Here is an 18,963-nt window from a genome sequence, read left to right on the forward strand (position 1 = left end):
GGTGACTTTGGGTAACGTGGCTGACGGTACTGTTGCTGCGGGCAGCAAAGAAGCCGTCAACGGCAGCCAGCTGCATGCTACGAACCAAAACGTTGCCAATAATGCGGCCAACATCGCCAAAGGCATCAACTTCGGTGGAACTACCGGTAGCAATAACTACCAGCTAGGCGACACTATCAACGTGAAAGGTGACAGCAACATTACTAGCACTACCGTGGCCGGTGGCGCACAGTTGGCGTTGAATCCGAACCTGAACGTAACCAGTGTGACCACCACCGATGCGGCGGGTAACAAAACCGTTACCAACGGTAGCGGTGTGACCATCACTCCGGCAGCAGGCAACTCTGTCAGTCTGACTACAGGCGGTTTGAACAACGGCGGCAACAAAATTACTAATGTTGCTGCAGGTACGGCTGGTACTGATGCGGTTAATGTAGACCAGCTCAAAGTAGCTAAAGCTGCAGCCACTACTAAAGTAAAAGCAGGTAACGGTATCAGTGTTAACGGTACGCAGAATGCGGACGGTAGTACTACCTATACAGTAACAGCCGATACCACTCCATTGACAGTTGCTAACGGTAAAGTCACTCCGCCAGCTGCTGCCAACAAACTGGCGACAGCGGGAGACATTGCCAACGCCATCAACAACAGCGGCTTCAATATCAACGCCGGCGGCAACGTAGTAGGTACTTCTACTGCTACTACTGCCAAACCCGGTAGCACCCTGACTCTGAAAGCCGGTGATGGGTTGACCGTGAAACAGGAGTTGGATGGTAATGGTAACCAAAGTTACACCTATGCATTGGATGCCCAAGCCGTGGTGCAGAATGCCCAAGCCCCGGTGGTATACACCAAAGCTGACGGCACGAAGGTGTACAAACGACCCGACGGCAAATTCTATGATGCACCGACAGGCGGTAACGAAGTGGCGGCCGGTAATGTAATTGCCAGCATGCAGGATGCGGCCGGCAACACCACCAAGCCGACTACATTGGCCAATGTGAAGAGCAACCTGGCTGATACTGCGACTGCCGTAACCAACCCGACCGGTAACAAACGTACCGATTTGGCAGGCAAGGGCAACAATGCTGCCACTGTTAACGACGTATTGAACGCGGGCTTTACCGTACAAGGTAACGGCACAGACAAAGACTTCGTTACCCACGGCGACACCGTTAACTTTGCCAACGGCCAAGGCACAGTGGCCAACGTAACGAGCAAAAACGGCGTGACTACCGTTAAGTTTGATACCCCGATGACCTATGCGGATGCATCAGGCAACCCGACCGGCACGCCGAGCAACAAAGTAAACCTGGCGGGCGGAGACGCGACCAAACCGGTGACTTTGGGTAACGTGGCTGACGGTACTGTTGCTGCAGGTAGCAAAGAAGCCGTGAATGGTGGTCAACTGCATGCTACGAACCAGAATGTTGCCAATAATGCGACCAACATCGCCAAAGGCATCAATTTCGGCGGCACTACCGGTAGCAACAACTATCGACTAGGCGACACTATCAGAGTGAAAGGTGACAGCAACATCACCAGTACTACCGTAGCCGGCGGTGCACAGTTAGCGTTGAATCCGAACCTGAACGTAACCAGCGTGACAACTACCGACAATGCGGGTAACAAAACCGTGACCAACGGCAGCGGTGTGACCATCACTCCGGCAGGCGCGGGAGGCAGGTCGGTCAGCCTGACAACGGGCGGATTGGACAACGGTGGCAATAAGATTGCCAATGTTGCGGATGGTACTGCCGCTACCGATGCCGTTAATGTCGGTCAGTTGAGGCATGCGCTCGGTGCGGTTGCCGGAAACAATACCGCCATTATCAACGCTATGGATAATAAGATTAATCAAGTGTCCGCCGATGCCAAAGCCGGTACGGCTGCAGCCATGGCTGTCGCGGGCCTGCCTCAGGCCTACTTGCCCGGCAAGAGCATGATGGCCGTCGGCGGTAGCGTGTATCGCGGTGAAAGCGGTTACGCCATCGGTTATTCGACTATCTCTGATGGCGGTAACTGGATTATCAAAGGCACTGCAACGGGTAATTCCCGTGGTCATTATGGTGCTACCGCTGCGGTAGGTTATCAGTGGTAAGTTAGTTAAATCGATTTCAGACGGCAGTAAGAGGATTAGAGGCCGTCTGAAATCGATAATTGAAAGGATGAATATATGAAAATAAGTACTTCATGGTTAAAAACAGGTGCTGCATTGGCGGCTGTTTGCCTTCTGTCTGCTTGTGCAACCAAAAGTAAGATTACTGCTGACGGCACAACAGATAATCCGGTTTTCCCAAAACCTTACTCATTGACATTTAATAAAAATCGGGGCACTTTCCCTACCCAGGCAGAGTTAGACAAAATGCGTCCCGGCTTGACTAAGGATGATATATATAAAATTTTGGGCCGCCCACACTATGATGAAGGATTATATGGTGTGCGCGAATGGGATTATTTGTTCCATTTTTATACTCCGGGCGTAGGTACTGATCCAGATAATACATCGGGTGTGCCAGATATTACGACTTGCCAATATAAAGTTATTTATGACAAACACAAATTTGCACGGAGTTTCTATTGGAATCCTGTTTATCCGGCCGATGCGGTTTGCCCTCCCAAAGAGCCCCAAGAGCCCAAAGCTGAGCCTCAGGTAATTATTCGTGAAATAGTGCATACTCCTCAGAAAATTCGTCAATAGGTCATTTGATGTTAAAAGCTTTATGCTTGTTAATGCTGTCAGGAGTGAGCATTGCTGCTTCCGCTTCTGGCAGCATTGATACTTTTATACAAAGTAAAAAAGTAATTGTCTATACCGATAAGGCCGAATTGTGTTTTGCCGATACAGGGGAATGTCATCCCGTGTTGATTGGGAAAACGACACCTAAAGGTAGATTTGATTTACAGCTTTATAGTACGAAGAAAGCCGGTTATGGCGGAGACGTGATTGGCTTCAAACAAGAAAAAGACTTTTTGTTTGCCTTGCACCGTGTTTGGACGTTGAAGCCGTCAGAGCGTCGACTGGAACGCATCCGTTCTCCGTTGGTTGCAGACCGAATTATGACCAATGGCTGCATCAATGTTCATGACGAGGTGTATGAAAAATTAAAAATGTATTTTGTACTCGAAATCCTCTGAAAAAATGATTTAAAGAAGCGAATATTGTCCATAGTCATTGTCTTGTGGCTTTAAAAAGTTATAATTGGAAGTATCGTTTTCCTCAATACTCAAAATTTTGTTTGTCGGCAGATTGGGTGTATGAGGCCGTCTGAAAAACATTTTTTACGGAAGGAATATCTATGTCGCAAACTCAAAACACTGTCATTCCATCATGGTCATGGATGACGGCTCGTGTAGTTCGTATTTTAGGTTTTGGATTTGGTACAGGTTTAACGAAAAGTGCGCCAGGTACTGTAGGTACCTTGCCTGCTATTTTTGTTGCCGGCCTGTTGTTCGGCATGGGCATGAGTCATCTGACATTGCTGATCGTGGCGACTGCCCTGTTTTTGCTTGGGGTTCGGATTTGCGATATTTTGAGCCGGGAATTGGGAATACATGATCATCGCGGCATCGTTTGGGACGAATTTGTCGCCATGCTCCTTGTATTATCCTGCGTGCCGCAAGGGCTGGGTTGGTGGTTACTTTCCTTTTTATTATTTCGGCTGTTTGATATCTTAAAACCACAGCCGGTGAAATGGGCGGATAGTCAGATTAAAGGCGGATTGGGTGTCATGCTTGATGATGCGATTGCCGCTGTTTATACCATCTTAGTCGTGCAAGTACTGCATTGGTTGTTTGCCTAATCTATGTAGAAAATGAGGGGGTGTCCTGAATATCTAGGACAGCCCCTTTTGTTTTGCCAGTTAGCTTTTGATTGAATAGATAATGGATTTCAAATAACGACAGAATAGCCAATACAGTGTCATTTCCGCAAATAGCAGTATCTCCTTTTCAAATGTCGTTGGGAGCTTAGAGAGGGCCGTCTGAAAGCCCCATTGCCTAAAATCTATGATATTCCTACAATGCCTCCGCACGCTAAACCCTAAAAAAGTAATTGCCACTAAGTTCAAGCAGCCTGTTATTTCAAACCATCATTTCAAAAACATATCATGCAAGAAACCCAAATCCTTTCAGACGGCCTGCAATCCCGTTCATTCAATATTCCCCGCTACCGCTTGACCAAACTCGGCGAACAAATGGCGCGCCTGCCCATCGACCCGAAAATCGCGCGCATTTTGTTGGCGGCGAAGAAACACGACTGCATGGCGGAAATATTGGTGATCGCGTCCGCGCTGTCGATTCAAGACCCGCGCGAACGGCCGCTGGAAGCGCGCGATGCCGCCACCAAGGCGCACGAGCGTTTTACCGACAAGCAGTCCGATTTCCTTGCCTATCTGAACATTTGGGACAGTTTCCAGCGCGAGCGCGACAAAGGCTTGTCCAACAAGCAGTTAGTGCAGTGGTGCCGCCAATATTTCCTGTCGCACCTGCGGATGCGCGAGTGGCGTGAGCTGCACCACCAGCTTGCCCAAACCGCGATTGAACTGGGTTTGACCACCAAGGAAGCGGCTTTCAGACGGCCTCCCGAAGTCAGGCAACTCACGTCGTCTGAAAATGCGGGCGACCAAGACCTATCCGCCAAACTCAAACAAAAACAACTGGATAAGAAGCAATACCGCGCCCAAATCCGCGCCGCAAAAGAAGCGGGCTACGAACAAATCCACCGCGCCCTGCTCACCGGCCTCATCGCCAACGTCGGCATGAAATCGCCCGACGGCAACGACTACACCGGTGCACGCGGCAGCCGCTTCCACCTTTTCCCCGCCTCCGCCCTGTTCAAGGCGAAGCCTAAATGGGTCATGGCGGCAGAACTCGTTGAAACGACAAAACTTTATGCCCGCGACGTGGCCGCCATCCAGCCCGAATGGATCGAGCAGGAAGCGCCGCACCTCGTCCGCTACCACTATTTCGAGCCGCACTGGGAACAAAAACGCGGCGAAGTCATCGCCAGCGAACGGGTAACGCTCTACGGCCTGACCGTCTTGCCGCGCCGCCCCGTATCCTACGGCAGAATCGCCCCCGAAGAAGCCCGAGAAATCTTTATCCGCAGCGCGTTGGTGGCGCAGGAATGCGATTTGAAAGCGGAATTTTTTGTCCACAACAAAAAGCTGATTAAGGAAATTACCGAACTCGAACACAAATCGCGCAAGCAAGACGTGCTGGTTGATGACGAAGCGCTGTTCACGTTTTATCACGAACGGCTGCCCGATTTTTATACGGCGGACGCGGTTTCAGACGACCTGCGTCCTACAAATCCGCAGCAAACCGCCCCCTCCCCCGTGGGGGAGGGCTGGGGAGAGGGCAAAACAGTTGCAGCACAAACCAACTTTTCCGCAGCCGCAGCAAACCCTCTCCCTACCCCTCTCCCACAGGAGAGGGAACAGAGTGCCAGAGTTTCAACGGTTTCAGACGACCTGCGTCCTGCAAATCCCCAGCAAACCACCCCCTCCCCCGTGGGGGAGGGCTGGGGAGAGGGCAAAACAGTTGCCGCACAAACCAACTTTTCCGCAACCGCAGCAAGCCCTCTCCCTAACCCTCTCCCACAGGAGAGGGAACAGAGTGCCATAACCTCAATGTTTTCAGACGACCTGCGTCCTACAAATCCACAGCAAACCGCCCCCTCCCCCGTGGGGGAGGGTCGGGGAGAGGGCAAAACAGTTGCCGCGCAAACCAACTTTTCTGCAACCTCAGCAAGCCCTCTCCCTAACCCTCTCCCGCAGGAGAGGGAACAAAGTGCCGCAGTTTCAACAGTTTCAGACGACCCCAAAGCCCAAAGGCTACCTGAAAACTCCCTATGCTACGCCGACGGTCAACCGATACTGCTGGGTGATCGCGTAACGATCGACAGCAAACAATGGCACGGCAAAATCGTTGCCTTGATTGCTGAGCAGCAATGCGACCCGTCCATCGGTTCCGCCGAAGAATGGGCGACATTACAAAGTGGCGTAATGGCGCAATTTGACGAAGCCGGCTTGGTACACTATCCCGATGCTGAGACTGCCGGCGAACTCATCTTATTGGCACGAGCGGATGCAACAGATGTCCTAAAATCTCAAAAGCACAACGTAGAATGTGTAGCGCAAGCCACGCACGCGGATTCCAAAGATACGGGCAACCGCGTGCGTGAACCGAGTTCACACCCCCTACAAAATGTTTCAGACGACCCCAAACCCAAAAAGCAGCCTGCACCTCAAAAAGGCCATCTGAAACCCCTCCCCCTCGCCGACATCCGCACCTTCCAAGCCTGGCTCAAAACCGCCGAGCGCGACAACCCACGCCTGCTGTTCCTCAGCCGCGACGACCTCATGCAGCACGCCGCCGCGCACATTACCGAAGAACAATTCCCCAAACACTGGCAAACCGCAGACGGCAAATTCAAACTCAGCTACCGCTTCGAACCGCACCACCCGCTCGACGGCGTTACCCTCACCCTGCCGCTCACCGTGCTCAACCGCATCAGCCCCGCCGCCCTCGAATGGCTCGTGCCCGGCATGATACGCGAAAAAATCCAGTTGCAAATCAAAGCACTGCCCAAACAAATCCGCCGCATCTGCGTGCCCGTGCCCGAATTCATCACCCAATTTTTAAGCCAAAACCCCGACCGCAACGCCCCCATCCTGCCCCAACTCGCCCAAGCCATCGCCAAAACCGCAGGCGACATCCGCATACTCGAGCAAATCAACCAAGACGAATGGGCCGCGTTCAGGCTGCCCGAACACTGCTATTTCAACCTCCGCATCATCGACGACGGCGGACAAGAATTAACCATGGGGCGCGATTTAATCCAAATCCAACAACAGCTTGGCAAAGCCGCCGCCACCACCTTCCGCGACAACACCCAAGAATTCGAGCGCGACAACGTTACCACGTGGGACATCGGCACCCTGCCCGAATCCATCAAATTCGCCCGCGGCAAACAACAGCTCACCGGCTACCTCGGCCTGCAAAAAGAAAAAGACGGCCGCATCGCCCTGCGCCTGTTCGACACGTCCGCCGCCGCCGAACAAGCCCACAGATTAGGCGTGATCGAACTCATGAAACTGCAACTAAAAGAACAAGTTAAAGATCTGAACAAAGGCATCCAAGGCTTCACCCAAGCCGCCATGCTGCTCAAACACATCAACGCCGACACCCTGCGCGACGACCTCACCCAAGCCGTCTGCGACCGCGCCTTTATCGGCGAAGACGAGCTGCCGCGCAACGAAAAAACCTTCAAAGAACAAATCAAACGCGCCCGCAGCCGCCTGCCCGCCGTCAAAGAAGCCCTCAGCCGCTACTTGCAGGAAACCGCCGCCGCCTACGCCGAACTGAACAGCAAACTCGGCAAACACCCGCTTACCCACCTCCTGCGCCAACGCCTGCAAACCCTGCTCGCCGCCGGCTTCGCCACCCGCACCCCGTGGGCACAATGGCCGCGCCTCCCCATCTACCTCAAAGCCATGACCCTGCGCCTCGAAAAATACAGCGGCAACCCATCACGCGACGCCGCCCGCGAAGCCGACATACAGGAATTGGAACAAATGTGGCAGGAAAAAACCGACGGCTTGGTGAAACAAGGACAACCCGTTTCAGACGACCTCGCCGCGTTTAGATGGATGATTGAAGAATTGAGAGTGTCGCTGTTTGCGCAGGAATTGAAGACGCCGTATCCGGTGTCAGTGAAGAGACTTTTGAAAGAATTAAATTCTTTAAATTAAGGAAACGAAAAAATGAAAATAGATGGAAAACTTATTGAAATTGCTTATATTTATCTAAAAAATCATATTTATTATGAAAACCTAAATCTTTTTATGAGAGAACGGATATCCTCTTTTGAGAAAGAACATAACCTATTAGATGAAGATGTGGGTAGAAATATTTTTGAGGAAATTGCTAAAGTTATATCTGATAATAATACGGATAAGCTAGATAAATGGATAGATAGTATTTCATTTAGAATTATTCCTAAAAGTTTTGAAGATAATTCTCACGAAAATACACATAATACAGAAGGTAGATTCATCAGTAATGATAAAAGTACGGATACTCATAATCTTGTAAAGTTAAATTATTTTATTGATGCTGATGTTGAAGTTTATATTATAGATATGTTGTGGAGCCTGTATGTTGGACCAATTTTGGATGGTATGCTTACAGAGGATTGTTATGGAAATAGATTACGAAATCATACTAAAGAATTTATAAAAAAGTACACTGAATGTGATGACACAAGAGATGTATCAGGACATAATAACTTATTTATTCGCTATATAGATCAGTATAATAAATGGAGAAACAATGCCATAAATAAAGCAAGATTATTATCTGATGATAATAATAGTGTTGGAGTTATTTCATTAGATTTAAAAGAATTTTTTTACAATGTTGATATAGATTTAGATAAGGTTGATGAAATTATTGAAAGAGAATGCATTAGGGAGATTATGGATGATGCTTTAAAGTTAAATCGCTTATTAAAACGTATTTTTAAAAAGTATCATGAGGTGATCAAGAGTGAATTAAGTGTTACGCATAATGAATGTGAAGATAAAGAAATACTACCGATAGGGCTCACATCATCATCTATTTTATCAAATTGGTATATGATTGATTTTGATGAAAAAATACAGAAAATATTGAAACCAATTTATTATGGAAGATATGTGGATGATATATTAATTGTGTTGCCAAATCCTATTTTTGATGAAGATGACCCTTTAAAAAGCCTATATGAAAAATATTTCTTGAGTACCCATATTTTAGTAAGCGGTAAAGACGACGAAAGTTATATTATAGAAGGAAAGGATATTTCTATTCAAAAAAAGAAAGTTGTATTTCAATTTTTTGATAAAGCTAATAGCAAAGCTGGATTAGAACTATTTAAACAAGAATTAGATGAACAAAGTAGTGCGTTTAAATTTTTACCAACAGAGCACTTTTATCGAGAGATGGATGAGTTTGCTTATGAAATATTATTTAGTGGATCGTCTAATAAGTTACGTAATGTTATTGGGGTAGTTGAAAATGAAACTAAGCTTTCACAATACCTATCTAGTTGCATAACTGCAAATAGATTGTGTAAAACAAACAAAAAGGATAAAGATATAGTAATTTCACAGTTAATGTTGTTTTTTAAAGGATGTAATTCATTAAAATTTAGTAGGCTATGGGAAAAGGTGTATCAATATTCTTTTGTTGTAAATGATATAAATTTTGCAATTACCTTTTATAATCATTTAGTTAAAGAAATAAACATAATTAGCTATTCAAGAAGTAAGAATCACTTTCTCGTAAAAAAAATTAGGGAAGATTTATGTTTGTATAATCAAATTTCTTTTTCTCTTTCCTTAGCATTAATTAAATATCCAATTCATAAAGAAAGCTTGGAAATTAAAAAATTCTTTTATAAATTTCCTGACTTAAATAATTTAATGAAATTAGCAAATGGATTTAGGTATTCTAATTTAATTAGGCACCACTTAGTAGCATGGCCATTATCAAATTATACTATATATGAGGGGAGTTTAATTGATGAAAATAAGATATTGGAAGATATATCTTCAAAGAAACAATCTCATCATGAAATTAATAGTCAAAAAAAGAAATACTCTCCCAGATTTCTCCATATTGATGAGTTGCAAATATTCGAATTATCACAGAAGCTAAGATGTAATAGATTGAGTGAGTGGCAAGGTAAATTTGCAGAAATGTGCAGTAGTTTTGTTAAATGGAAAAAAGAAGAAATCAATAATAACAATAGTATTGATAAATTTTCATTATCAATTAATGATATATCTCGAAGAAATAATTATTTTAATTTAGCTATTGCAAATTTAATTGTGAATCAGAAAGATATTATTCATGCATTGAGGGATGATGAAAAACCTAATTTAAGTTTTGATAGGCAAAAAATAATATATCAAATTCTGAATGATGCGGTAAAAGAAAAAGTGGATCTATTGGTCTTACCGGAAGTATCTATTCCTGTCAGTTGGCTACCATTTATGGCATCTTTTTCTCGTAGAAACCAAATAGGATTAATTTTTGGATTAGAACATTGGGTAATTGATAAGGTTGCATTCAATATTTTGATTGAGCTGTTGCCATTTAGTCAAAAAGAAGGTTTTAAAAATTGTTATATAACGGCAAGAGTTAAAAATCATTATGCTCCTGCAGAGCTTACGCATATGAATAGTTTCGGATTACTTGCTGGTAATGATAAGAATAGATATTCTTATCATAAGGTTAATTGGAGAGGAGCTTGTTTCGCAACTTATAATTGCTTTGAATTAGCAGATATTACACATCGCGTTTTATTTAAATCGGAAATTAACTTATTAATTGCTTGCGTATGGAATAAGGATACTAATTATTATCAACATATATTAGAATCAGCTGTGAGAGATTTACATTGTTACACTATCCAGGTAAATACATCTCAATATGGTGGTTCATGTGTTTTACAACCAACAAAAACGGAACAAAAAACGCTCCTTTATGTGAAAGGAGGAAGTAATCCTTGCATTTTAACTACTAATCTTGATATTCAAAAATTAAGTAAATTCCATTACCAACATGCCCCCTTAGATGGAGATACATTTAAACCATTACCTCCAGGTTTTCACGAACCATAATCCCAAAAAAGGTCGTCTGAACTCCATTTTCAGACGACCTTTTGCCACTTCTCAAAGCAAATCTTCCCACCACCCTCTCCCCAAACGTCGCTCGAACCAGTAAACTCCCCATGTTTCAACAACTTCTTGGAAGCAAACCATGTCCGGTATCTACCTACCCCGCCTATTTCCGCCCCATATCGCCGAACGCGGTCTGCTGTATTTTCAGCAGGGCAAGGTTCGCGATGTCCAAAAAACTTCCGCGGGACGTTATCGGGCGGAGGTGTGCGGTTCGGGAAACTATTCGGTATGGCTGAAGCTGGATAGTGATTTGTACATTAAGGACGGGGGCTGCGATTGTCCTTATGGCTGGGCGTGCAAGCATATGGCGGCGTTGTGGTATGCGGTGCGCGCTCAAACGCCGGACGGGCAGCCGGACGAAACCGACGCGCAACAGCCTAAAAAGGGCGGCAATCCGTATCGCCAGCAGCTCTCCCGAATCTTTTCCCGAACCTGATATTATGCTTACCACGAAGCCGCCGGTTGGGGGTTCGGCAAGCTGTAGTCTTTATTCCAACACTAAAGGCCGTCTGAAACATTGCATATGAAATCTTTCAGACGGCCTTTTGTTCAGGTATCAAATATCTAACCCATCAAGTCCGGTGTTATTGTTTTCACTTCATCAGGTACATTGTGTATTGGTTGATATGGTCTAGTTCTTCCCCTCTTTACTGATGCATCGTTGCTTGTCGGGCAGTTACAATGATGGATGAGCGGTGATGCGAAATATAAAAACCCGCCTGATTAGGCGGGTTTTTGGTTGCGTTAGGATAAACGTCTGTTTATTCTTCTGCGCCGGTGTAGGGGCGGACACTGACGGTTTTGCGGTTCAGACGGCCTTTAACCGCGAATTCGACATAGCCGTCCACTTTGGCAAACAGAGTGTGGTCTTTGCCCATGCCTACGTTGTCGCCGGCGTGGAATTTGGTGCCGCGTTGGCGGACGATGATGGAACCTGCGGGAATCAGTTCGTTTCCGTAGGCTTTTACGCCCAAGCGTTTGGCTTCTGAATCGCGACCGTTGCGGGTGCTACCGCCTGCTTTTTTACTTGCCATTTGTAATACTCCTAAGTTTTAAAAATTAGGCGATTGCCACGATTTCGATTTGGGTGAAATTCTGGCGGTGGCCTTGGCGTTTTTGGTAGTGTTTGCGGCGGCGCATTTTGAAGATGCGGATTTTTTCGCCGCGACCGTGGGCAACTACTTTTGCCGTTACTTTCGCGCCCTCGATAAAGGGAGCGCCTACTTTTACAGACTCGCCGTCAGCAATCATTAGAACTTCGGTCAGTTCGATTTGGCTGTCGAGTTCGGCAGGTATCTGTTCTACTTTCAATTTTTCGCCAACGGAAACTTTATATTGTTTGCCGCCGGTTTTTACGACCGCGTACATACTCAACTCCATAAGGATTTTGGTTTAAAGAAAATTCCGCGCACCATGCGCGAAACGGGGGATTCTATTGCTAAGGGGCTGTTTTGTCAAACTTTGGCGGCGTTTTAGTGTGAGGGCGGAGATGCGGGATGTTTGCGGTGTTTTTTCAGACGGCCTTTGATGCTATAATCGCGGGCTTGTTTTTCTGTAAAACCGTCTGTCGTGCCGAGTCCGTCATGCTTGAAAACCTGCCCTATTTCCAACAAAATTTAGCAGCCGATTTAGGCCGTGTCGATGTGGTTATCAATCGGGCGGTGCAGTCGGAAGTGGCACTGATTTCCCAAATCGGTACTTATATTATCAGTGCGGGCGGCAAGCGGCTGCGGCCGGTGATTACCATTTTGTCCGGCAGGGCGTTGGGTTGCGATAACGACGGCCTGTATTCGTTGGCGGCGATGGTGGAGTTCATCCATACTTCCACCCTGCTGCATGATGATGTGGTGGACGAAAGCGAGTTGCGGCGCGGACGGAAAACGGCAAACAATTTATTCGGCAATGCAGCCGCCGTATTGGTGGGCGACTTTCTTTATACCCGCGCGTTCCAGTTGATGGTCGGCTCCGGCAGCATGAAGATTTTGGAAGTTATGGCCGATGCGACCAATATTATTGCCGAAGGCGAAGTGATGCAGCTGATGAATATCGGCAATATCGATATTACCGAGGCGCAGTATCTGCAAGTTATCCAATATAAAACTGCCAAGTTGTTTGAAGCGGCGGCGCAGGTTGGTGCTATTTTGGCGGGTGCTTCGGCAGAGCAGGAAGCTGCGCTGCGGGATTACGGTATGTATGTCGGCACGGCCTTCCAGATTATTGACGATGTGCTGGACTATTCCGGCGACCCCGAACAAATCGGCAAAAATGTCGGCGACGATTTGGCCGAAGGCAAGCCGACGTTGCCGTTGATTTACCTGATGAACCAAGGCAGTCAGGAGGCGGCTGCGGATGTGCGCGCCGCACTGCAAAATGCCGATCGCAGTTATTTTGAAAAAATTCATGCCCATGTGGCCGCATCCGACGCGCTGTCTTACTGTATCGAACAGGCGAAGGCGGCGGCGGGCAAAGCGGCAGCCTGTTTGGATGTGCTACCCGATAACGAGGCTACCCGCGCCATGCGCCAGCTGGCGGAAGTGTCGGTAGCCAGGGTGATGTAAATTTAAGCGTTGCGCTTCGTTTTTCTAAGTTTTAAGTCCTCGCCGTAGTTCAACGGATAGAACGTATGCCTCCTAAGCGTAAAATACAGGTTCGATTCCTGTCGGCGGGGCCATGATTTTCGGAAGCGGGTTTCTGTTTCCAATATCAAAAAAGGCCGTCTGAAAGCCATTTTCGGTTTTCAGACGGCCTTTTCGCGTGATGGTGTGTTTCACGGCCGGGTCGGCAAATTAAGTGAATCTGTCAGGTGGGGTTACAGGCAATCCCGTTCGTTGGCCAGCATTTCTTCCAATGTTTCGCGGCGGCGGACGATTTTAGCCTCGCTGCCGTTGACCAGCACTTCGGCCGCACGCGGGCGGGTGTTGTAGTTGCCCGCCATGCTGGAAGCGTATGCGCCCGCGCTGCGGACGACCAGCAAATCGCCTGCCTGGGCCGAAATCATGCGGTCTTTGGCCAGGAAGTCGCCGGTTTCGCAAATCGGGCCGACGATGTCGGCGGCAAACGGCGCAACGGGGCTCGGTTCGGCGTTTTCAATGTGGTGGTAGGCCTGATACAGGGCGGGGCGCATCAGGTCGTTCATGGCGGCATCGACGACGACGAAGTTTTTGTCGCCGTTTTGTTTGACGAATTCCACACGGGTCAGCAGTGCGCCCGCATTGCCGACCAGGCTGCGGCCGGGTTCCAAAATCAGTTTCAGACGGCGGTCGCCCAAGAGTTTTTGTACGGCTGCGGCGTAGGCGGCCAAATCGGGCGTTTCTTCGTTTTGATAGACGATGCCGACGCCGCCGCCCAAGTCGATGTGCTGCAAACCGATTCCGTGTGCGGCCAGCTTGTCGATGAGCGGCAACAGGCGTTCGCAGGCCTCAACCAGCGGTTCGAGTTTGATGAGTTGGGAGCCGATGTGGCAGTCTATGCCGATGATGTTCAGGTGCGGCAGGGATGCGGCGTGCAGGTAGGCGCGTTCGGCATCTTCCATGGCGATGCCGAATTTGTTGGCTTTCAGGCCGGTGGAGATATAGGGGTGGGTTTGCGCGTCCACATCGGGGTTGATGCGCAGGGAGACGGGGGCGGCGGTTTTCAGACGGCCTGCTATTTCGTTGATGCGGTCGAGTTCGGGCAGGCTTTCGACGTTGAAGCATTTGATGCCTGATTTCAGGGCGAATTCGATTTCCGCCGCGCTTTTGCCCACGCCGGAAAAAATGGTTTTGTCCGCCCGTCCGCCCGCCGCCAAGACGCGCACGAGTTCGCCGCCCGATACGATGTCGAAGCCGCTGCCCAGTTCGGCGAAACGGCGGATGACGCTCAGGTTGCCGTTGGCTTTGACGGCATAACAGATTAAGGGGTCGAGTGCGGCAAAGGCGGTTTGATAACGGGCGAAGACCGAATCAAGTTCGGCTTGGCTGTACACATATAAAGGCGTGCCGAAGCGTTCGGCCAGTTCCGTGTAGCTGATGTTTTCGCAGTGGAGGGACATTTATTCGGCTTCCGGTTGGATGGTGATGGGTTGGTTTTCGAGTTGCAGGCCGGTTTGCACCGCGCCGAATTTGGCTTTGTCGGACTCTTTCGGCAGGTAGAGGCTGCCTTTGAAGCCGCAGGCGGAGAGCAGAAAGGCGGCTGCGACGGCGGCCGTGAAAGGTGTTTTCATGGTTTTTTTGTTTTGAATATGGCAAGATGCGCCATTTTAACCCAATCTAATCAATCATGATGACCGAAAGCGAATTTTTGCAGCATTCAGACGGCCTGTTTGCCTATATTGAAGACCAAATCGACGAGCAGGGTTTGGATTTCGACTGCCAGCGCAGCGGCAATGTTTTAACCATAGAGGCAGACGACGGCACGCAGATTATCGTCAACCGCCACACGCCGAATCAGGAATTGTGGATTGCGGCCAAAAGCGGCGGCTATCATTTTGCGGAGCAGGGCGGCCGATGGCTGGCTACGCGCGACGGTCGGGAATTTTTCGCCGTTTTATCCGAGGCGTTGTCGGCTGCATGCGGAGAAACGGCCTCCATCGAGCCGTTTGAGGGCTGAAACGGGATGTTGCGGTTGCTCCCGTCGTTTTTCAGACGGCCTCGGAGCGGTTGGCTATGAAGTTGCCCGCCACCGCCATTTGGCTGTTTACCTTGCTGGGCGGTTTTGCCTTGTCCGTTGCCGTTTTGGGACAATGGTTCGGATTGCGCGACGTATATGCCGACGGCCGGCCGCTGGGTATAGTCGAACGCTATGAGAATACGGTATTGCGCAGGGAGCAGTTTTACGATGAGGAAAACGATTCCGCCACGGTGTCGGTTTCTTTGCGCCTGCCGGAAAAGGCCGTTGTGCAAACCCCGTCCTGCCGGGCGGAGGATGCTTCCTGTCTGGCCGATGTCGAGCCGCCGGAATGGAAGGTTTTGCCGTGCACCGGATATTACGACACGCCTTTGTGCCGCTACAATGCCGAAAGGCCGTCTGAAGAAATTCTGCCGCTGCGTTATGCTGAATTGTACCGCGTTACGAATCATGAAAGCGTGCTGACTAAGATTGCCTACGACGACAACGGCAGCGAAACGGTTTTACAGTTTGCCGAATGGCAGGCTTATGCCGAGTGGTCGGTAAAGCGGGGCATACTGATTTTGAAGCGTATGGTCGGTATTTTGGTTTTAGTCGGCGTGTGTTGGGTGATACTCAGCATTTTGCTGTTGAAGCCGCAGCGTTCCACATCGACCTAATTGTAAAGAGAGGCCGTCTGAAAAGTGTTCAGACGGCCTTTTTGCCTGTTTGCAGAATGCCTGAGAAATACAGTGCCACCCCCAACCATACCCAGCCGTAGCCGATGAGGCGGCCGGTATCGAAGGATTCGCCGAACAGCACCAAGCCCAGCAGAAGCTGGAGCGTGGGCGAGCCGTATTGGATTACGCCCAAGGTGGACAGCGGGATGCGCCGTGCGGCAGAGGCAAACAGAATGAGCGGTACGGTGGTGGCGATGCCGGAGCCGACCAGCAGGGCGGTTTGCAGCAGGTTCAACTCGGCAAAAACCAAACCGCCGTGCCGGCCGGCATACAGCAGATAGGCGGCGGCAAAAGGCAGCATCAGGAGGGTTTCCAACACCAAGCCCGGCAATGCGCCCAACGGGGCGAGTTTGCGCACCAGCCCGTAGAGGCCGAAGCTGAGGGTGAGCAGGAGGGCGACCCAGGGGATTTGCCCGACGGGTACGGCCAGCCAGAGGATGCCGACCACGGCCAATACGACGGCGGCGGCCTGCCGGCGGTTGAGTTTTTCGCCAAACACCAGCCGGCCGAGCAGGATGTTGAATAACGGCGAGACAAAATAACCCAAGCTGGCATCCAATACATGACCGTTGGTAATCGCCCAAAGGTAAATCAACCAGTTCATGGCGATGCAAAACGCGCTGACGGCAAACAAGGCGATGGTTTTCGGCTGACCCCATGCGCGGAAGAAATCGGCTTTCTGCCGGCTGAATGCCAAAAACAAAACGGCAAACGCCGCCGACCATACAATGCGCTGCGCCAACAGTTGGCCTGCGCCGATGGGGGCGTGGTTGAGCGGATACCAGTAAAGCGGGAAAAGCCCCCAAATGGCATAGCAGCCTAGGGCGTAGAACAGGCCTTTGCGTGTTTCGTCGGCAGAGTGGTCCATGAATTATCCGGAGTGCGGCCAATGGCGGCGGATTGGGCTTCATCCGCTATGGCGCAGGTTTGAAGGAAGGTTGTAACGCAAATTATACAAGGTTACGGAAAGGCCGGCAGAAATACCCCTGCCGGCCTTTGGTTTTAGCGGATTTCAGACGGCCTTACCAATAGCCCAAAGCCTTCCACCATATTCCGCCGACAACCACAAACACCAGCAGGTTTACCACGCTCATCACAAACCCTGCCTTCCACCATTCGCCCAGCGTCGTATAACCCGAACCGAAAATAACGGGCGCGGTGCCGGTGGCATAGTGGGTCAGCGTCATCATCAGGCTGGATACGGCGGCAATCATCAGGCCGAAAGCCATCGGTGGCGCACCCAAAAACAACCCTGCCGCATAAAACGCGCCGAGCATGGCGGTAATATGAGCGGTGGTGCTGGCGAACATATAGTGCGCGTACATATAAATTAGTAGCAGCAACGCGGACGCGCCCACCCAGCCCATGCCGGTATTTTTAATGCCGTTACCCAACTTATCCGAAAACCAGCCGATCAGGCCGAGCTTGTTCAAGAAAAAAGCCATCATCACCAGCGCGGAGAACCATACCACCGTGTCCCACGCGCTTTTTTCCTTCAATATGTCATCCCAAGTCAGCACGCCTGACAAAAGCAGCAGCGACAGGCCGATAAAGGCGGTGGCGGTAGGATGGACGGTAAAGGCTTTGCCGAAAATCATGGCCGGAATGCCCGCCCACAAAACCAGCAACACGGCAAAAATCGCCAACATGATTTTCTCGCCGCGGTTCATCGGCCCTTGTTCCTTCAGGCGGTCCTTGGCAAACTGCGCCGCGTTGGGGGTTTCTTTGATTTCGGGCGGATAAACGAAATACAGCACCAGCGGCATCAGGAACATTGCCACCAAGCCTGGCAGCAGCATCGCCAAAGCCCAAGTGCCCCAGCTCAAATGAATCTCGCTGTTCGTCGCTTTGGCAATCAAATCGACCACTAGCGGATTGGGTGCGGTGGCGGTGATGAACATCGCCGAAGTAATCGGATTGCTGTGGTAGTTCACCAAAGCCAGATAGCGGCCGATTCGGTCCTGCGTTCCTTTTTCAGGGTCGGAATCATAGCTGGACGAAATCGCCTTCATCACGGGGTGGATGATGCCGCCGCCGCGCGCGGTGTTACTGGGCGTTACCGGCGCGAGAATCAGCTCCGACAAGGCCAGACTGTAGCCGATACCCAGCGTTTTCTTGCCGAACAGCGAAATAAAATAATAGCCGATGCGCGCGCCCAGGCCGGTTTTCAAAATCCCGCGCGAAATCATAATCGAAATACCGATCAGCCAAATCAGCGGGTCGGCAAACGAACTTAATGCGTCCTTAATCGCCATTTCCGCCGGTTTTTTAATCGGATTGCCGTCCGCGCCCAATTCCGGCACCGTTACCTGCGTTACCGCCACCAGCATCACGGCGATAACCGACAATGCCCCGATCGGCATCGCCTTGCCGATAATCGCCGCAATCACGCCGACAAACATCGCCAACAAATGCCAAGCCTGCGGCGTTACGCCGTCAGGAACGGGGATGACGAACCAAATCAATAATGCTAAGCCCAGCGCAATCGCAGCGGGGATGGGTTTGAAACCGATTTTGTTCATAACCTGCACTCCTTTCTGAATCGACAACATATGGAAAGCAAACAACGCTACTATACGCCGATCGGCATCATTTGTAAGTAAACTACGATAACATTTCTCAATAACTACCTAAAAACCGATTGCGGCCGCCAATATGGCAGCCTTGTAAAACTTTACTACATGCACAAAAGACGTAGGTTGAAATCCAAATAAAACGGCGTGGCGGAATGGATGATGCGCCGGTTTCAAACCGATTCGCGATTTATTCGGGGGGGGGGATAAATGTCCCGTTTGGCAAAAAGGCCGAGACCTTTGCAAAATTTCTTTTCCCCGACATCCGAAACCCAAACACAGGTTTTCGGCCGTTTTCGCCCCTAATTGCTCCTAATTTTACCCAAATGCCCC

Annotated in this window: 16 protein-coding genes and 1 tRNA gene; 11 read left to right on the forward strand and 6 right to left on the reverse strand. The window is 49.5% G+C overall.

Going from position 1 to position 18,963, the window contains the following annotated elements:
• The 7 genes from ACTHSL_RS09020 to ACTHSL_RS09050 all read left to right on the forward strand — a co-directional run.
• The coding region (locus tag ACTHSL_RS09020; protein ID WP_440381144.1) for a YadA family autotransporter adhesin at positions 1-2,101 on the forward strand (2,101 nt) is incomplete at its 5' end.
• 75 nt (positions 2,102-2,176) lie between these two features.
• Positions 2,177-2,701: an outer membrane protein assembly factor BamE gene (locus tag ACTHSL_RS09025; RefSeq protein WP_314936678.1), complete on the forward strand. Its 525-nt coding sequence runs from the start codon at positions 2,177-2,179 to the stop codon at positions 2,699-2,701.
• Between the two features lie 32 nt (positions 2,702-2,733).
• Positions 2,734-3,138 (forward strand): murein L,D-transpeptidase, encoded by a 405-nt coding sequence (locus tag ACTHSL_RS09030; RefSeq protein WP_440381154.1) that lies wholly within the window; start codon positions 2,734-2,736, stop codon positions 3,136-3,138.
• A gap of 161 nt (positions 3,139-3,299) precedes the next feature.
• Entirely contained in the window at positions 3,300-3,803 is a 504-nt protein-coding gene (locus ACTHSL_RS09035) for a phosphatidylglycerophosphatase A family protein (protein ID WP_440381145.1), read from the forward strand.
• A 306-nt stretch (positions 3,804-4,109) separates the two neighbouring features.
• Positions 4,110-7,757, forward strand: a complete 3,648-nt coding sequence (locus tag ACTHSL_RS09040; protein WP_440381146.1) for a DUF3418 domain-containing protein — start codon at positions 4,110-4,112, stop codon at positions 7,755-7,757.
• Between the two features lie 12 nt (positions 7,758-7,769).
• On the forward strand, positions 7,770-10,673 hold the full coding sequence (locus ACTHSL_RS09045) for an RNA-directed DNA polymerase (RefSeq protein ID WP_440381147.1): 2,904 nt from the start codon (positions 7,770-7,772) through the stop codon (positions 10,671-10,673).
• Between the two features lie 139 nt (positions 10,674-10,812).
• Positions 10,813-11,169 (forward strand): SWIM zinc finger family protein, encoded by a 357-nt coding sequence (locus tag ACTHSL_RS09050; protein WP_440381148.1) that lies wholly within the window; start codon positions 10,813-10,815, stop codon positions 11,167-11,169.
• A gap of 325 nt (positions 11,170-11,494) precedes the next feature.
• Here ACTHSL_RS09050 and rpmA read toward each other — a convergent pair whose 3' ends face one another.
• Both rpmA and rplU read right to left on the reverse strand, forming a co-directional pair.
• Positions 11,495-11,767 carry a 50S ribosomal protein L27 gene (gene rpmA, locus ACTHSL_RS09055; protein WP_003775649.1) on the reverse strand — a complete coding sequence of 91 codons (273 nt, stop codon included), beginning with the start codon at positions 11,765-11,767 and terminating at the stop codon, positions 11,495-11,497.
• A gap of 25 nt (positions 11,768-11,792) precedes the next feature.
• Positions 11,793-12,101: a 50S ribosomal protein L21 gene (gene rplU, locus ACTHSL_RS09060; protein WP_107854342.1), complete on the reverse strand. Its 309-nt coding sequence runs from the start codon at positions 12,099-12,101 to the stop codon at positions 11,793-11,795.
• Positions 12,102-12,316: 215 nt separating this feature from the next.
• Between rplU and ACTHSL_RS09065 the strand changes: the two genes are divergently transcribed.
• Together ACTHSL_RS09065 and ACTHSL_RS09070 are read left to right on the forward strand one after the other, a co-directional pair.
• Positions 12,317-13,291: a polyprenyl synthetase family protein gene (locus ACTHSL_RS09065; protein WP_107885696.1), complete on the forward strand. Its 975-nt coding sequence runs from the start codon at positions 12,317-12,319 to the stop codon at positions 13,289-13,291.
• Between the two features lie 38 nt (positions 13,292-13,329).
• A tRNA-Arg gene (locus ACTHSL_RS09070) sits at positions 13,330-13,404 on the forward strand.
• A gap of 138 nt (positions 13,405-13,542) precedes the next feature.
• Here ACTHSL_RS09070 and lysA read toward each other — a convergent pair.
• Both lysA and lptM read right to left on the reverse strand, forming a co-directional pair.
• Positions 13,543-14,763: a diaminopimelate decarboxylase gene (gene lysA / locus ACTHSL_RS09075; RefSeq protein WP_440381149.1), complete on the reverse strand. Its 1,221-nt coding sequence runs from the start codon at positions 14,761-14,763 to the stop codon at positions 13,543-13,545.
• Positions 14,764-14,934 (reverse strand): LPS translocon maturation chaperone LptM, encoded by a 171-nt coding sequence (lptM, locus tag ACTHSL_RS09080; protein WP_440381150.1) that lies wholly within the window; start codon positions 14,932-14,934, stop codon positions 14,764-14,766.
• A 56-nt stretch (positions 14,935-14,990) separates the two neighbouring features.
• Here lptM and cyaY point away from each other — a divergent pair, with 56 nt between their 5' ends.
• Positions 14,991-15,320, forward strand: coding sequence for an iron donor protein CyaY (gene cyaY / locus ACTHSL_RS09085; protein ID WP_074898274.1), 330 nt, complete (start codon positions 14,991-14,993; stop codon positions 15,318-15,320).
• Positions 15,321-15,376: 56 nt separating this feature from the next.
• On the forward strand, positions 15,377-15,997 hold the full coding sequence (locus tag ACTHSL_RS09090) for a hypothetical protein (RefSeq protein WP_440381151.1): 621 nt from the start codon (positions 15,377-15,379) through the stop codon (positions 15,995-15,997).
• 28 nt (positions 15,998-16,025) lie between these two features.
• Here the strand turns inward: ACTHSL_RS09090 and rarD are convergent, their stop codons facing one another.
• Together rarD and ACTHSL_RS09100 are read right to left on the reverse strand one after the other, a co-directional pair.
• Positions 16,026-16,925, reverse strand: coding sequence for an EamA family transporter RarD (gene rarD / locus ACTHSL_RS09095; RefSeq protein ID WP_440381152.1), 900 nt, complete (start codon positions 16,923-16,925; stop codon positions 16,026-16,028).
• Positions 16,926-17,079: 154 nt separating this feature from the next.
• Positions 17,080-18,579, reverse strand: coding sequence for a DASS family sodium-coupled anion symporter (locus ACTHSL_RS09100; protein ID WP_440381153.1), 1,500 nt, complete (start codon positions 18,577-18,579; stop codon positions 17,080-17,082).
• Positions 18,580-18,963: the final 384 nt, after the last annotated feature.

It is taken from the genome of Neisseria sp. P0008.S010 (genome assembly GCF_051962715.1).
Classification (GTDB): domain Bacteria; phylum Pseudomonadota; class Gammaproteobacteria; order Burkholderiales; family Neisseriaceae; genus Neisseria; species Neisseria elongata.

Excerpts from the sequence above, each read along its gene's own strand:
- ACTHSL_RS09050 (WP_440381148.1), top strand. The coding sequence starts at position 10,813 with ATGTCCGGTATCTACCTACCCCGCCTATTTCCGCCCCATATCGCCGAA.
- cyaY (WP_074898274.1), top strand. The coding sequence starts at position 14,991 with ATGATGACCGAAAGCGAATTTTTGCAGCATTCAGACGGCCTGTTTGCC.
- ACTHSL_RS09090 (WP_440381151.1), top strand. The coding sequence starts at position 15,377 with ATGAAGTTGCCCGCCACCGCCATTTGGCTGTTTACCTTGCTGGGCGGT.
- ACTHSL_RS09040 (WP_440381146.1), top strand. The coding sequence starts at position 4,110 with ATGCAAGAAACCCAAATCCTTTCAGACGGCCTGCAATCCCGTTCATTC.
- ACTHSL_RS09100 (WP_440381153.1), bottom strand. The coding sequence starts at position 18,579 with ATGAACAAAATCGGTTTCAAACCCATCCCCGCTGCGATTGCGCTGGGC.
- lptM (WP_440381150.1), bottom strand. The coding sequence starts at position 14,934 with ATGAAAACACCTTTCACGGCCGCCGTCGCAGCCGCCTTTCTGCTCTCC.
- ACTHSL_RS09035 (WP_440381145.1), top strand. The coding sequence starts at position 3,300 with ATGTCGCAAACTCAAAACACTGTCATTCCATCATGGTCATGGATGACG.
- rplU (WP_107854342.1), bottom strand. The coding sequence starts at position 12,101 with ATGTACGCGGTCGTAAAAACCGGCGGCAAACAATATAAAGTTTCCGTT.
- ACTHSL_RS09065 (WP_107885696.1), top strand. The coding sequence starts at position 12,317 with ATGCTTGAAAACCTGCCCTATTTCCAACAAAATTTAGCAGCCGATTTA.
- ACTHSL_RS09045 (WP_440381147.1), top strand. The coding sequence starts at position 7,770 with ATGAAAATAGATGGAAAACTTATTGAAATTGCTTATATTTATCTAAAA.
- ACTHSL_RS09025 (WP_314936678.1), top strand. The coding sequence starts at position 2,177 with ATGAAAATAAGTACTTCATGGTTAAAAACAGGTGCTGCATTGGCGGCT.
- rpmA (WP_003775649.1), bottom strand. The coding sequence starts at position 11,767 with ATGGCAAGTAAAAAAGCAGGCGGTAGCACCCGCAACGGTCGCGATTCA.
- ACTHSL_RS09030 (WP_440381154.1), top strand. The coding sequence starts at position 2,734 with ATGCTGTCAGGAGTGAGCATTGCTGCTTCCGCTTCTGGCAGCATTGAT.
- rarD (WP_440381152.1), bottom strand. The coding sequence starts at position 16,925 with ATGGACCACTCTGCCGACGAAACACGCAAAGGCCTGTTCTACGCCCTA.
- lysA (WP_440381149.1), bottom strand. The coding sequence starts at position 14,763 with ATGTCCCTCCACTGCGAAAACATCAGCTACACGGAACTGGCCGAACGC.